The sequence below is a fragment of the Methanobrevibacter sp. genome, from assembly GCF_017427765.1.
Lineage (GTDB): Archaea > Methanobacteriota > Methanobacteria > Methanobacteriales > Methanobacteriaceae > Methanocatella.
This window is the reverse complement of the sequence record NZ_JAFRSC010000025.1, coordinates 47,533-61,102: the sequence shown is the minus strand read 5'-3', so window position 1 is coordinate 61,102 and position 13,570 is coordinate 47,533. Positions and strand designations below refer to the sequence as shown.

Sequence of the window (13,570 nt, the reverse complement as noted above, 5' to 3'; positions counted from 1 at the left end):
AAATTGATTTTACGCTCAAGCATTCAGACATCTTCGCCCGGACGTATGATTTTAATGCAGTTTGTAGGGCATTCCATTGCACATAATGTACAGACATGGCAATATCTCAAATCCAATATACGTGCAACGTCGGTAATCTTCCAAATTTTAGCGGCTTTCGGACAAATCTCCTCACACTTGCCGCATGCGATACATTTATCTTCATCCACTAAAATTCGCAACATAAAATCACCATTATAATTTTAAAGTAGCCACTGACATGGCCTTAAATCCGATATATACATCTTTACCAATATTGAGATTTAATTCCTTTTCAGCGGAAACGGTAATGTCAGAACATACGACAACACCGCCAACATTAATTTTAACACGAATAATCTCGCCGATAAGTTTCATTTCAACAATCTTACCTTTGAGAATATTACGTATACTTGATGTTTGTGGCTCCAGCATCAAAAATATGTTATCATAACTGATTAATGCCAATATCTTATCTCCAATTTCATATTTCCTGTTTAAAGGAGCATTTATTTGGAAATCTTTCATTTTAATAGTCATTACGCCTTTTACATCATTAATGTCAATAATTTCTGCTTCAATTTCATTTACATCTTTGTGAAGTTCCATGATTGCATTAATTTTCTTACATTCTTTTAGAATAGAATATCCTTCTTCGGTCAGAGTGGTTCCACCACCCCCACCTTTTCCTCCTTTTGTAGTACTAACAATTTTAACATTAAGTGTTGATTCTATTTTTTCAATGTAGTTTAAAGCGGTTCTGTAAGAAACATTGATATATTTTGCAGCTTCTGTTAGAGAACCAGTATCTAAAATAGATTCTAAAAGCTGGTATTTCTTGCTGTCCAGCAAGAAAGAATTACCGTCTACATTGATTTTATATTCAACACCTGCACTTACATCAGCCATATATATAATCCCCCAATTATATAATATGATAATTTTATGTATTTTATATTTAAATAAGTTTTCTATTTGATTAATTTCTGAATTCTATTTTTTCAACAATGTTTAACAATTTATTGACAATTTTGGATAATGGACCTAATTTAGAGGAATAATCTCTAAGGGTTTCTATATCCTCTTTTGTGAAAAACTTAACCAAAATCAATGCAAAGAAATATACAACCATACATATAATTATTCCAGGGAATAAAAATAGAGTATTTTTTGGAATGAAATAACCTGCAGCGGCCATAATAGCTGTTGCGGCCAATATTTTAATTACAGGCGTTGTCGGCGCCTTTGTTTTAGTCAGTTTGAAAACAAAGTAAACGCAAGGTACCATCATTATAAAACAGGCAATTGTAGTTGCTGCCGCACCGCCTGCAATACCCATGACCGGAATTAAAACCCAGCTTAAAACTCCTGTAACGACAGATCCGACAATTAAGATATACATCGGGATTTTAGGATTTCCAATTCCCTGAACAATACTTGTGGAAATTGAAAATATTGAATAAAATGTCATTCCAATAGCCAATATAGCCAAAGCGGAAGCCCCGGCTACATAAGCAGGATTTTTGAAGTAAAGCAACGCTAAGGTAGGAACCGCAAAAAGCGCAAGGCCTACACACATAGGAACTACAAACAATAATGCGATTTTATAGGATTGGCCAACATATTTTTGAAGAGCATTTGTATCCTTAACCTTAAATGCCTCTGAAGAAGCCGGTAGAATTGTAGTTGCAACGGAAATGGATATCATTAAAGGCAGCCTTGAAATCGGATCGGCAGCTGCAAAAAAACCCACATCGGCGAATGTTAAGAATTTACCCATTATAATAGTACAGATATTATAAATAAGCATTTCAGCAATAGCTGTAATGATAACAGGAATGGAGAACTTGACTAAAGTTCCGGCAAGTCTCAATTCATCCCTTCTTGAGAATTCGAAGTTTCCGCTAGGTTTTGGAATATACTTCGGCATATAAACCTTAAATATGTATATTGCAGAAACTGCAGCAAGTGAGTAACCTATTACTGTACCCCACAATGCCCCAACAGTTGAAAAACCTATTAAAACAAATGCGGTTGCACATAAAATCATACCCAACTGCTCTACAGCACGTGTATAGACAATATACTCCATCTTGTAAACGCCCTGGAATGCACCTCTAAAAGCACCTACAATAACACTGAACGGAGTAATCATACCCACAATCTGAAGCGGTACCAATGCCAAAGGTTTTTTTAAAAAATCATAAGCAATAACCGGGGCTACAACAAAAATCATCAGTACTCCCAGAAATATCCCCAGAAATACCATGATCTTTAAAGCCGTGAATATTGTCTGTCGGGCCATGTCATGCTCATCAACGGCCTCATATTCGGCAACATATTTGGCAATGGCCGGAGGAAGCCCACCGGCTGCAAGTGTCTGGAAAATACCCTGAAACGGCAAGGTAACTCCCAATATTCCATAAGCGGTAGGACCCAGCAATATCGCCATCAGGAAACGATAAATATAACCTCCGATACGGAAGATTATGTTTCCAATAAATATTATAAGACTACCTCTCACTAACTTGCTTGCCATAATTTAACCTTAAAAATTAGTTTATTAATAATATAAATCAATTTTAATATTTAAATATACTTATTTAAGAAATTTTCAAATTCAGCCAATGTCCTGTTTAGAGAACTCCAGCCGTAATCATCATTTTTGATATTGTCCAGCGAATCATCGGACCAAAATGAAGCCCCCAAATTGGAACCGAAAGGCCCTCCGCTTACCGGAATAATGCCGTGTATCATGAAATAGGTAATGTTTTTTAAATGGGCAAAATCCTGACCTCCGGTTCTGTCTCCGCCAACGGCAATGCTCATGCCGATTTTTCCACGAAGAAGATTGTAGTCAATTGCCTCCAAAGCTCTGGTTCTGTCCATAATGGCTGATAAGTTACTGCTTATTCCTCCGCTTTGAATCGGAGTTGCCAAAATAATGCCGTCAGCTTCCTGAAGGCCCCTGTATACATCGCCCATATCGTCATCAATGATACATTTTTTGTTTTCCAAACAGTAATCGCAGTGCATGCAGGGCTTTATATCCTTTGCCTGGCATGTAAACATCTCGCATTCAAACCCGTTATCTTCAAGATGGCCTAAAGCCTTTGATAAAACATGCTCTGTTGTATTGTTTCTTGGACTTGCGCAAATTCCAAATATTTTCATAAAATTAGTTTGTAAAACAATCATTAAATACTTTTAAAAAAAAATAGGCTTTGTAAAAATCCTATTTGATTTTTACAAAAGATTATTCCATCTATTATTTACGTCTAACTTCACTTTCAATCCTTGCAATTTCATCTTCAGTTAATTGACGCCTAATCATGTCTTCAAGGCTCATAAGTTGATGGTCACTGTTAGGATAATATTTTTTAGCTAATGTCAAAAAAAAGAAAGCAGAGTAAAAATCCTTACTTTGGATAGCAGCATAATATTCTTGCATATACTGTGTGAATGACAGTTTTGGCAGGCTCAATATAAAAATATCTTTTTCGTTACTCATAGAATCATATCTCCTTCAAATCTAGAAGCTGAATTGTTATGGATTAATCAGCATATCATTATTTCTCCAAATTATCATTGAATTATATGCAAATTATCATATAGTTTCCACTTCTTTAAATATAGTTTAGAGAACAATATTTTTAAAGATTATTGTAAAATTAATGAATTGTTTAATATTTAAAAAAATTTAAAAAAAAAAATAAAAATAAGATTAATAACTTAAAAAAGCTAATAATCTTTCAATCTAATCATCACGTTTCATATAACTTGAATTAAATAATAGGCTTACAGCCACAATACCCAGAATTGCATAAACGAGTGTATAAGTCGGTTCTACTTTTTCAGCATTAGGAGATCCGCTGGATTTCACTTTTTTACTGGTAGCAGTAACGTTGCTGGATTTATTTTTATCGTCAGTTGAATTATCGCTTTTATTTAAATCAGCAGTTGTTACCATACCCGCACTGGCTGAATAAGAGTAACCTCCATTATAACCGCTAGGCCTCCAATGATGATGTCCTCCACCACCTGGATGGTGCTTTTTGTGACATTTGCATTTGGAATTCTTACAATCGCAGTTTTTACAGGTGCAGTTTGTATGATTGCACTTGTTACATTTGCAGTTGTTTTTGGTATTGTTAGCAATACTATTACTTATGTTTTTATTCCCGTTATCATCAGCGTGACTTTCTACACTAGATTTTTCTAAATCCTGTTGTGTTAACAACAATAATGGAGTCCATATTGCTTTATGATCCGGCAATAAAGTTTCGCTAGATATTCCAACGCCTAGAATATCATTTAAACCGTCCCAAGAACCTGCGGTTGAACTTTCAATACAACCAGAGGAAGTTAAGACCATTAAATTAGGCATATCTTTATAGATCACATTTACGTGTTTAATATATGCATAATCCAAACCATGAGAGTTAGTGTCATTAAATATATGACCACATTCATCTTCATTATTATCCTCAACGCCGATAGCTATCTCTTCGGTTGAAGGATAATATTTAAGCAATGCTTTTGTAAATTTATAACCTTCCATTTCAAAGTCGTTAAACTGATTATTTAATGCTACATCGTTTAAAATGTTAAATGTTTCATCAATTTCCCAATTATCCGCAAAACTTGCGAACATGCATGCATTTTCAGTACCAATATATTTTAACAGCACGTTCCAATCCGAATAAGATATTGTTCCAAAATATACCTCTTCATCAGAAATATATCCTGAAGCCATTAAAATACTCTCGAATACCGGCTCACCAGAATCACAAATTATTGCTAAACCAATTAAAACATCGGTTAAAACCACATCGTCATATTCAAATTCAACTATATTATCATTTTTAGGAGTTGTTTTTCCGTCAAATTCATAATTTTCGAAAGCTTCTATACTAGTTACATCATTAATCGAATCGGAGCCTAAATCAATAACCTCCAAGGTTAAAGATTCTGGAACCGAAACAGAATTAAAATCGTCTAAATCATTTACTGAAATTATTTCACTGTCAAATTCTTTAGAATAACTATTACAATTTTTTAAAATAACATCATTATCAACCACATCGGATACCGGATTTTCACCAGCATCCAAATCATTATTAAATTCTACATTTATCTGAGACAATTTTCCAGATTCACCAGTAATGAATGAATCAGGAGAATCGATACTATTGCAGATATCCAATGAACCAGAATATATGCATTCATCAAAGGTATCTTGGGATACTGATCCGTATGAGACCTGACAATAAGAGGATTCATATGAATTTGCGTATCCGTAAGAGCTTTGATGCTCTTTTGATGAATCACTAGATTGTGATAAATCATCACCATCTGATAAACCACTGGACGTGTAGCTTGACAATTCGTTATTCGAAGCATCGCATGAAGATAAACTATTATCAAAATCAGCAGAAACAGGACTTTCAGTCACAACTGATGAGGTAACATCAATTTCTTCTGCAGAAACCCCACTTATAGTTATAAGCAGAATGCTAATAAATAAAAGTGAAGCTAATAGTTTTTTAATATATTTTTACCCCCACAATTAATATATAAAAATTTATACAGCATCGAATTTTTTAACTAGACTTATCACCACCATAAAAATTTATACAGCAACAATATTTCTAGCAATTATCACTGCCATACAAAAATTTATACAATATATAATTTTGAATGTTTAAGTTAATATAATATACACATTGACAAAATCATGAAAAATTAAAATAGCACAAAATATTGAAATTAAGCCAATTATAAGTAAGATTTATAATAATAAAGATACAAATCATAAATTGAGGATTTAAATATGAAAGTTGGTAGAGGTATTGTAAAGAAATATTCCAGAGAATATAACAGAACTCTAAAAAATGGGGAAAGGAAAAAATATACAACCGAACAGATTCAAATCACAGTACCAAAACATGAAGACATTTACCAAAACAAAGAGGAAGTATTAATTATTCCCCAATCCGAAATTGAAAATTTTAAAAGTAGAGAGGAAGAAAATCAGGTATTGAAAATAGCTAATTATTTACATGTCGAGGAAGTGAAAAAATTGGAAAAACAATTGCAGGAAAACATAAACCCGTCTACTTTGGAGTTTCAAAACGAGATTGAACAGCTGAAAGCTGAACTTGCTCAAAAAAATAATGATTTAGCTGAAATGGAAAACAGATTTAATTCCTTACATGAAGATAACATCAATGATTTAAAACATGAAAATACTCTTATCAGAGACAAGCATTCCAAATTAATCATTGAAAATGAAAACCTCAAAACCAAATTCGTTAACATAAAAACCGAAAACGAAAACCTCAAAACCAAATATTCAAGCATTAAAGAAGAAAATAAAAATCTTAAAACAAAATGCTCCACTTTAAGAGAAGAACATTCCTCAATTAAAGAAAGCTATAACCAGGTAAGCAGCAAATACGATCAGCTGAAACAGGAAAATCTCAATACCAAAACCAGTTATGCTGAAATGTTTGAACTTAACGAAGATTTAGAAAAAGACTACGATTCACTTCGCATTGAATACAATGATTTGGTTGACAAATACAACGCTTTAGAAGAAGAGTTATATAACATTAAAAACAGCAAAACTCACGACGAATATATAGCAAATAAAGTTAGAGAATTTATTTTAAAAAGTAGAAGTTAGAGAGTTTTGTAGTCATCCTGAAATTCAGGATTCCATCTTTTCAATCCAGGAATGAACATTGCAGTAATGCCTGTAGCCTGAGTTTCTGCCAGTCTTGGATTTTTTTCCATCATCTCTTTTGTTTTTCTGACAATCATTTCATTTAGAGTTATATCTGGTTCTGTGTACTCGCCGTCCTGAAAACAATCTTTACAGAATTCCGGATTTAAGCTTCCATCCTTATTTGTTCCGTAATCTTCTTTTACAATCGGTCTGCCACATGAATTGCAAAATCCCATAATAAAAACTCCTTTTTTAAAAAAAATAGTAAAATAAATTAGAAATTAATCTAATCTATTTTTCGGATATGTTTTCGTCTTCATCCATTGCAAGTCTCATATTATCCGGATCAGGTGCAAAATGAGCCAAGAAGTCTTGAGCGGATCTTCTTACATCTCTTGAACCTATGATGTATCTGCCTGCAATAATGATGTCTGCACCTTTGTCGATAGCTTCTTCAACATTTTCAGGAGTGATTCCACCAGCTACAGCAACTAAACTGCCGGTAATTTCTTTGATTTTCTTGATGTTACCCCATTCAGTCATTTCACTAGTGTCTCCACCATGTTCTTTAATCCAGGTTTCTAAATCGACATTTCTGTGTAATAATACAATATCAGGTTTTAAATCATCAGGCAATGCGGATAATTTATCTTCAAAGTCTTTTACATTCATCATATCAAGGATTGAGTAAATACCTTGTTTTTGAGTTTCATGAATAGCCTTTTGAATAGATTCTAAAGTACCGAGACCTGAAATAGCTACTGCATCTGCAGTTTCATCTGCTGCCATTTTAACTTCAACACGACCAACGTCTAAAGTTTTCAAATCAGCAATGATGAATGCGTCTGGGCGTAATTCTCTGATTTTTCCAACAACGCCAACACCGAATTTTTTAACAAGAGGAGTTCCTGCTTCAATAAGGACTCTTTCTTTATTAGGCAAGTCTGCAAGAATTCTTTCTACAGCATCTAAATTGTCTAAGTCAAGTGCAACCTGTAAGTAAGGTGGAGCCCAAAGTCTTTGTACTCTGAATCCCATAATTGGGTGAGTTCCACGGTCTTTTTCTGCAAGTACTTTTTCGATGGATGGGTATCCTTCCATTGCTCTTCTGATAGCCAATTTGGTTGCTCCGTAGTTGTATTGGTATATTTTTCTGAAATCCTTTGCGGACGGATCGATAAATACACTTACGTTAATGACAATATCTTCGACTATGTCTTTTGGAATGTAACCTTCTTCTACTGCATCAGCGACTGCTCTTGCAACAGCGGTTTGTGCAGGTCCAAATATTTTACTTGCATCTTCTAAATCACCAACAGTTACTTTAGGAATGATTAAAGTAGCTGGTTTGGTCATTAAATTAGGTCTAATTACACTTGTTAAAGGAGTGTGGCCTACGGAAAGGTTAGATAAACCGTTAGCGAATGCTTGACCGACAGGTCCGAATTTATCACCGATTAATAAATCAACGTGTGCTAATTCAGGGCCATCTCCAATAAGAGCTTCTCCTATTCTATACATTGGGTCCATTAAATTTCCTCCGTTATATAATAACATTTAATAATTTATTTTTATTGATAAATAAAATTATTGGAAGTTAATCCTTCTTGAAATATCCTTAGGTAAAGGCAGTTTTCTGAAAGGTTTTCCTTCACATTTATGATTGATTTCAGCTATAAGCTCATCAGCTGTCATGTCGACCTTCTCGCCGGTTTCACGTACAGTTACCTGGAATTTACCGGTTTCCATTTCCTTGTCTCCAATGACAAAAATGTATGGAATCCATTCTTTGGCTGCATTTCTGATTTTTTTACCTACACTTTCATCCCTGTCGTCAATGTCCACACGGATGTTTGAAGCGTTGATTTTGTCATACAGTTCATTTGCAAATTCCTCATGAGCATCTCCAACAGTAATGATTCTAGCCTGAATAGGGCTTAACCAGGTCGGCAGCATTGGAGAGCGTTCATTAATTTCCAGTGCGGTTTTTTCAAGCATTGCACATAAAACCCTTTCAATACTTCCGGTTGGGGATGTGTGCAGGATTGTAGGATTGTGCTGCTGGCCATCTTCACCGAGATAGGTGATGTCAAACCTTTTACCGCTTTCAACATCGATTTGAACAGTTGGATTTTCAATCGGCCTGCCTAATGCGTCAATGTTAGCCAGATCTATTTTACATACCCAGTAGTGATGTCTTTCAGGCAAGATTTCTAAAAGAATCGGTTTTTCGAATTTTGATGCAATATGATACATCCACTCTTCATTTTCATCAAAGAAGTCCTGAGTGGCTCTGAAAATTACTTCAAAGTCCAAATCCAAATCCTTACCGGTTTGCATACACATTTCAGTTTGTCTTTCAAATTCATCTAATGATGAAGGTACATCTGCACAGAATGAATGGCAATCAGGCATGGTGAATGCTCTTAGCCTTTTAAGACCTACAACTTCTCCTTTTTTCTCAAAACGGAAACTGTAGGTGGATAATTCATATATTTTTGCAGGCAGGTTTTTCCATGTAAGATATGAATCTGCCATTAATCTGAATGCACCAAAACAGCATGCAAATCTGAGCATCAGATTCTTTTTGGTGTCGGTTCTGTACTGTCTTTCACCGAATTTGTATGCGTGCTGATATATAGCCTCATTATCCAAATCATAGAAAATTGGAGTTTCAACAGGCATTGCTCCACGATCTACAGTTAAATTGTAAACGTAATCAGCCAAAAGGTCTCTTATTAAACGTCCTTTAGGATACCATCTTAGGTTTCCGACATCGGAAGCAGGCTCATAATCACAAATTTCCTTTTCCCTCATCAGTTTAACGTGAGGAGGTTCTCCTTCATCAGAAGCACCCCGGCCGAGTTCATAGTCAACAAGCTGTTTGAACGCATGATTGTCAAACTTAAAGTCCTCAATTTGAGTTATTTCATCTCCTTCAAGAATTTGCCATTTGGAAGGTTTTCTTTCTGCCTTTGTTTCCTCTTTATCAGCAGTAATAGTTCTTGAAAGCTCACTTAGAGGATGTCCTTTACAGGAAATCTCAAATGCCTTGTACCATCCGAAAGGTACTCTTTTAACAGTTAAATCCTCAGCAAGTAAAGCCCCTTCTGCTTTTTTTAATATTTCAACAGCTACTTTTGGAGAGCTTAATGATGAAGACAAGTGAGCATATGGATACAATACGATATTTTCAGCTTTGACCTGATCATTAGCCTTTTTGATTTCACTGACTAAATTTTTAACAATGCCTTCAGGATTATTTTCATCTTCTTTTTCAACAGCTGTAAATACTACTAAAGAATCATCAAAGGAGCCTTCTTTTTTAGCCTCTTCAATTTCTTCAGCTACAGGTGTTTTATTCTTTACATTGTAATTTAAATAATCAGAATGAATTAATAAAATTCTCATTTAACCACCATATATTATGATTTAAATTTTATTTTTAATATTATATAAAAATAGCTAAAGTTAAAATTTAATATAATATAATTACAATGTATTATTATGAGAATTATTTTAGCGGGAACCGGTAGTGCAGTTGGAAAGACAACAATAGCTACCGGAATCATGAAAGCACTGAGCGAAAAATATAATGTACAGCCATTCAAGGTCGGACCGGACTATATCGACCCGTCCTACCACACACTAGCAACCGGAAACACATCCAGAAACCTGGATTCATTTTTCATGAAGGAGGGTCAGGTGAGAGATTCATTTCTCAAAGGCGTGAAAGGCAAAGACATTGCAGTTATTGAAGGTGTCAGAGGCCTTTATGAAGGAATTGACTCAATAAACGATATCGGAAGCACCTCTTCTGTTGCAAAATCACTTAAATCTCCTGTCATCCTAATCATCAATTCAAGAAGTCTGGTTAAAAGTGCAGCCGCTTTGGTTATGGGCTTTAAAGCTCTGGACCCTGAAATAAACATTGCAGGAGTAATCCTAAACAAAGTAAAAAACAAGGCGCATTATGAGAAAACCAAAAGATCAATTGAAGAGCTCACAAAAACCGAGGTAATCGGCGGAATCATACGTGATGACAATATCTCAATAGAGCAGAGGCATTTGGGTCTTGTTCCTGCTGTGGAGAGGGAAAACTCCCTAAAGTTCATTGACATCTGGTCTGAAACCATAAAACAATCAATTGATTTGGACAGATTGGTTGAAATTGCTAAAAGCGCACCGAAAATCACCTCAGAGCTTATCCCAATATGGAACAAACTGAACAAGCAGCCTGTTAAAATCGGTGTGGCATTTGATGAGGTTTTCAATTTTTACTACAAGGAAAATATTGAATCTTTAGAGGCAAACAACGCTAAAATTGAATATTTCTCACCTCTAAAGGATGAAAACTTGCCGGATGTTGAAGGTCTCTACATCGGCGGCGGATATCCTGAACTGTTTTCAAAACAACTATCAGAAAATAAGAATATGCTTCAAGAAATCAAGCAGTTCCACCTTGAAGATAGACCTATATTTGCCGAATGTGGTGGTTTAATGTATCTTATGAAATCTATCCATGAAGATGCAGTAGTAAATGTATATCCTTACAAGTCAGTTTTAACAGATAGGGTTCAGGCACTGAAATATACCATTGCCGAAGTAACTCAGGACAACATAATTTCCAAAAAGGGTGAAAAGTTCAACGGCCATGAGTTTCATTACTCAAAAGTAATTGTTAATGACTTAAAGCATGATATGGCATTCAATATCCTAAGGGGAAAAGGATCATACAATTTACAGGATGGTTTTATGGAGAGGAATACACTTGCAAGCTATGTCCACACCCATGTGGCAGCAATGCCTGACTTTGGAGGAAACCTTGCAATTTCATCTCGGGAACTTGAAGGATAGAACATGGATTTTAAAAAGATTGACTTTTTTCAGCCATTAATTTTAGTGGTTGCAATTCTTGCTTTTTTAGCAATGGGTTATATCGGATCATTTAACTACAGGTTTGAAGACCCTCTTGATTTGGAAGTGATTTTAACAGTAATATTCGCCTGTATAGTCTTTACGGCAGGCGATTTAATCATAAAATATAAAATCAAAGTTGAAAATATAAAGAAAACAGATTTTTTATCTGAAAAATTACTTCTCATTCTTGTTTTAATAGCTTTAGTTCTTCAGACACTTAATTTGGTTTTTATTGGTGGAATTCCCCTTTTCAACAGCGTTTTAAAATCAAATGCAACTACAGATATCTGGAGAGTTGCCTATCCACTATTTTTGATAATGATAAACGTTCTGCTTGCAAAACATTATGAGAGAAAATACCTGATTCTTGTTCTTCTGGGAGCATTTATTTTTGGATTGAACGGCTATAGAACCTCCGTTTTGGGAATTCTTGCCAGTTCATTTATTACTCTATATTATCTAAACAAAATCTCAGGAAAAACAGGAATCTTATTTATTGCAGTTATGGTTATCGCAATTACGGCAATGGGATATATCGCATCCCAGTCCATTGCAACCCAGCACTGGACACTGAATCCTGTTGAGTTAATCTTTTACAGGGCAGGTTTTACTCTGGAAGTCTTTGAAAGAATTCTGCCATTGGGCGCAACAACACACGGACATATCCTAAGCCTGATATTTTCGCCCGGAAGTCCCAGAACATTTGTTGGCCAATACGTGCTTTCAGACAATGTCTGCCTGACATCCACATTATTCGGACCCGTCTATCTTGATTTCGGATTAACAGGCCTGACAGTTCAGATGCTTTTTATGGGAATATTTTTAGGTCTGATGGATAAATTAAAAAAAGGAGTTGGTGTGGGCATCTATTCTATAATATTAACACACACATTAATCTGGATAGAAACCGGTCCAACAGACATTATGATTTGGTTTTTATATCTGATAGGATTCATTTTGATATTAATTAATTTTAATTATATTAAATTAAACAAAAATTAATATAATCAAAATAACTAATGAAATAAAGAATATGAATGTTCCTTTAATAATAAAGTCACTGTTTCTTTCTGTGTAGAGGGATAAACCATAAGACAATAGCAATGCTACAATCATCTCTATTAAACCTGCCATTCCCGGATTCATACCTAAAAGATTACCGAATATGAATGCAAGAGCATAAGAAAGAACAACAACCAAAATGATTAGGATTATAGGATTATTGATTAATTTAAATATCAAAGGTCCGTAATTGGATGAATTTGAAAAGGAATTATAGTTATATAAATTGGTTTGAGAAGATGTGAGTCCTCCTGATCTCTTTTTTCTATTTAACAATGATGATAAAACAGAACTTCCCCTAGGCTCATCAATTTGCCTGTACAGGGAACTTTTATATACATTGGGATTTGCATCCCTTCTGCGCATAATATACTCCATATCCGAAGCGTCATAACCTTCATAACCCGGATACTCCTCTTCAATGTAAGCGGAAGCCCCACCATCATACGGAGTATTATCCAAAGTAGTTTGTGAGGTCCTATCCTGATAGCGCTTTGCAAGTTCAAGCAAATCGTCCCTGTCAACCAGTTTTATGTTTTTTCTAAGAGCATAGTTTTTTGCCTGGTTAGAAAAATAGGATGAAGAAACGATTGTTACCTTAGATGCTTTAATGCTTTGCTGAACATCTTCCATTTCCTTAAGGACATCGACCCCGATTTCAAAGTCTTTGTCATAGTTTTTACATGCCACAACAACACCAAAATCACCAATGGTAGTCGGTAATATGGCATATATGTCTATAACTTTTTGAGAGGTCTTGAAATTTTTATAGACCTTGAAACCGGAGTCCTCCATTACTTTTGCGATAAAATTAATCAATTGTGGTTTTTCCAAGATTCC

General features: G+C 34.8%; 13 protein-coding genes. 3 read left to right on the top strand and 10 right to left on the bottom strand.

Annotated elements, in window-relative coordinates; translation table 11 throughout:
* Window positions 1–23: 23 nt before the first annotated feature.
* The 6 genes from IJL02_RS07290 to IJL02_RS07265 all read right to left on the bottom strand — a co-directional run bounded on the left by IJL02_RS07290 (window position 24) and on the right by IJL02_RS07265 (window position 5,473).
* Window positions 24–224 carry a 4Fe-4S binding protein gene (locus tag IJL02_RS07290; RefSeq protein WP_342765177.1) on the bottom strand — a complete coding sequence of 67 codons (201 nt, stop codon included), beginning with the start codon at window positions 222–224 and terminating at the stop codon, window positions 24–26.
* A gap of 10 nt (window positions 225–234) precedes the next feature.
* On the bottom strand, window positions 235–927 hold the full coding sequence (locus IJL02_RS07285; protein WP_292814101.1) for a TOBE domain-containing protein: 693 nt from the start codon (window positions 925–927) through the stop codon (window positions 235–237).
* 70 nt (window positions 928–997) lie between these two features.
* Window positions 998–2,557, bottom strand: coding sequence for an oligosaccharide flippase family protein (locus tag IJL02_RS07280; protein WP_292814097.1), 1,560 nt, complete (start codon window positions 2,555–2,557; stop codon window positions 998–1,000).
* Between the two features lie 50 nt (window positions 2,558–2,607).
* On the bottom strand, window positions 2,608–3,192 hold the full coding sequence (locus tag IJL02_RS07275; RefSeq protein ID WP_292814094.1) for a flavodoxin family protein: 585 nt from the start codon (window positions 3,190–3,192) through the stop codon (window positions 2,608–2,610).
* Window positions 3,193–3,286: 94 nt separating this feature from the next.
* Window positions 3,287–3,529 carry a hypothetical protein gene (locus IJL02_RS07270; RefSeq protein WP_292814091.1) on the bottom strand — a complete coding sequence of 81 codons (243 nt, stop codon included), beginning with the start codon at window positions 3,527–3,529 and terminating at the stop codon, window positions 3,287–3,289.
* Between the two features lie 246 nt (window positions 3,530–3,775).
* The gene (locus tag IJL02_RS07265) at window positions 3,776–5,473 is read right to left on the bottom strand and encodes a hypothetical protein (RefSeq protein ID WP_292814086.1); all 1,698 of its coding nucleotides are present in this window, start codon (window positions 5,471–5,473) and stop codon (window positions 3,776–3,778) included.
* Between the two features lie 378 nt (window positions 5,474–5,851).
* Between IJL02_RS07265 and IJL02_RS07260 the strand changes: the two genes are divergently transcribed.
* Complete coding sequence (locus IJL02_RS07260; protein WP_292814082.1) at window positions 5,852–6,706, top strand: phosphoserine phosphatase; 855 nt, start codon at window positions 5,852–5,854, stop codon at window positions 6,704–6,706.
* Here IJL02_RS07260 and IJL02_RS07255 read toward each other — a convergent pair.
* From IJL02_RS07255 to IJL02_RS07245, 3 genes are all read right to left on the bottom strand, one after another.
* On the bottom strand, window positions 6,703–6,984 hold the full coding sequence (locus tag IJL02_RS07255) for a zinc ribbon domain-containing protein (protein ID WP_292781222.1): 282 nt from the start codon (window positions 6,982–6,984) through the stop codon (window positions 6,703–6,705). The genes IJL02_RS07260 and IJL02_RS07255 overlap by 4 nt on opposite strands.
* Before the next feature lie 55 nt (window positions 6,985–7,039).
* The gene (locus IJL02_RS07250; protein WP_292814241.1) at window positions 7,040–8,269 is read right to left on the bottom strand and encodes a bifunctional 5,6,7,8-tetrahydromethanopterin hydro-lyase/3-hexulose-6-phosphate synthase; all 1,230 of its coding nucleotides are present in this window, start codon (window positions 8,267–8,269) and stop codon (window positions 7,040–7,042) included.
* Between the two features lie 66 nt (window positions 8,270–8,335).
* Window positions 8,336–10,159 carry a threonine--tRNA ligase gene (locus tag IJL02_RS07245; RefSeq protein WP_292814077.1) on the bottom strand — a complete coding sequence of 608 codons (1,824 nt, stop codon included), beginning with the start codon at window positions 10,157–10,159 and terminating at the stop codon, window positions 8,336–8,338.
* Between the two features lie 96 nt (window positions 10,160–10,255).
* Between IJL02_RS07245 and cfbB the strand changes: the two genes are divergently transcribed.
* Together cfbB and IJL02_RS07235 are read left to right on the top strand one after the other, a co-directional pair.
* Complete coding sequence (gene cfbB, locus IJL02_RS07240) at window positions 10,256–11,605, top strand: Ni-sirohydrochlorin a,c-diamide synthase (protein WP_292814074.1); 1,350 nt, start codon at window positions 10,256–10,258, stop codon at window positions 11,603–11,605.
* Between the two features lie 3 nt (window positions 11,606–11,608).
* Window positions 11,609–12,670: an oligosaccharide repeat unit polymerase family protein gene (locus IJL02_RS07235; RefSeq protein ID WP_292814069.1), complete on the top strand. Its 1,062-nt coding sequence runs from the start codon at window positions 11,609–11,611 to the stop codon at window positions 12,668–12,670.
* Here IJL02_RS07235 and IJL02_RS07230 read toward each other — a convergent pair.
* The gene (locus tag IJL02_RS07230) at window positions 12,656–13,564 is read right to left on the bottom strand and encodes a restriction endonuclease (RefSeq protein WP_292814066.1); all 909 of its coding nucleotides are present in this window, start codon (window positions 13,562–13,564) and stop codon (window positions 12,656–12,658) included. The genes IJL02_RS07235 and IJL02_RS07230 overlap by 15 nt on opposite strands.
* Between the last annotated feature and the right edge of the window lie 6 nt (window positions 13,565–13,570).

Excerpts from the sequence above, each read along its gene's own strand:
- IJL02_RS07290 (WP_342765177.1), bottom strand. The coding sequence starts at position 224 with ATGTTGCGAATTTTAGTGGATGAAGATAAATGTATCGCATGCGGCAAG.
- IJL02_RS07285 (WP_292814101.1), bottom strand. The coding sequence starts at position 927 with ATGGCTGATGTAAGTGCAGGTGTTGAATATAAAATCAATGTAGACGGT.
- IJL02_RS07280 (WP_292814097.1), bottom strand. The coding sequence starts at position 2,557 with ATGGCAAGCAAGTTAGTGAGAGGTAGTCTTATAATATTTATTGGAAAC.
- IJL02_RS07275 (WP_292814094.1), bottom strand. The coding sequence starts at position 3,192 with ATGAAAATATTTGGAATTTGCGCAAGTCCAAGAAACAATACAACAGAG.
- IJL02_RS07270 (WP_292814091.1), bottom strand. The coding sequence starts at position 3,529 with ATGAGTAACGAAAAAGATATTTTTATATTGAGCCTGCCAAAACTGTCA.
- IJL02_RS07260 (WP_292814082.1), top strand. The coding sequence starts at position 5,852 with ATGAAAGTTGGTAGAGGTATTGTAAAGAAATATTCCAGAGAATATAAC.
- IJL02_RS07255 (WP_292781222.1), bottom strand. The coding sequence starts at position 6,984 with ATGGGATTTTGCAATTCATGTGGCAGACCGATTGTAAAAGAAGATTAC.
- IJL02_RS07250 (WP_292814241.1), bottom strand. The coding sequence starts at position 8,269 with ATGTATAGAATAGGAGAAGCTCTTATTGGAGATGGCCCTGAATTAGCA.
- IJL02_RS07245 (WP_292814077.1), bottom strand. The coding sequence starts at position 10,159 with ATGAGAATTTTATTAATTCATTCTGATTATTTAAATTACAATGTAAAG.
- cfbB (WP_292814074.1), top strand. The coding sequence starts at position 10,256 with ATGAGAATTATTTTAGCGGGAACCGGTAGTGCAGTTGGAAAGACAACA.
- IJL02_RS07235 (WP_292814069.1), top strand. The coding sequence starts at position 11,609 with ATGGATTTTAAAAAGATTGACTTTTTTCAGCCATTAATTTTAGTGGTT.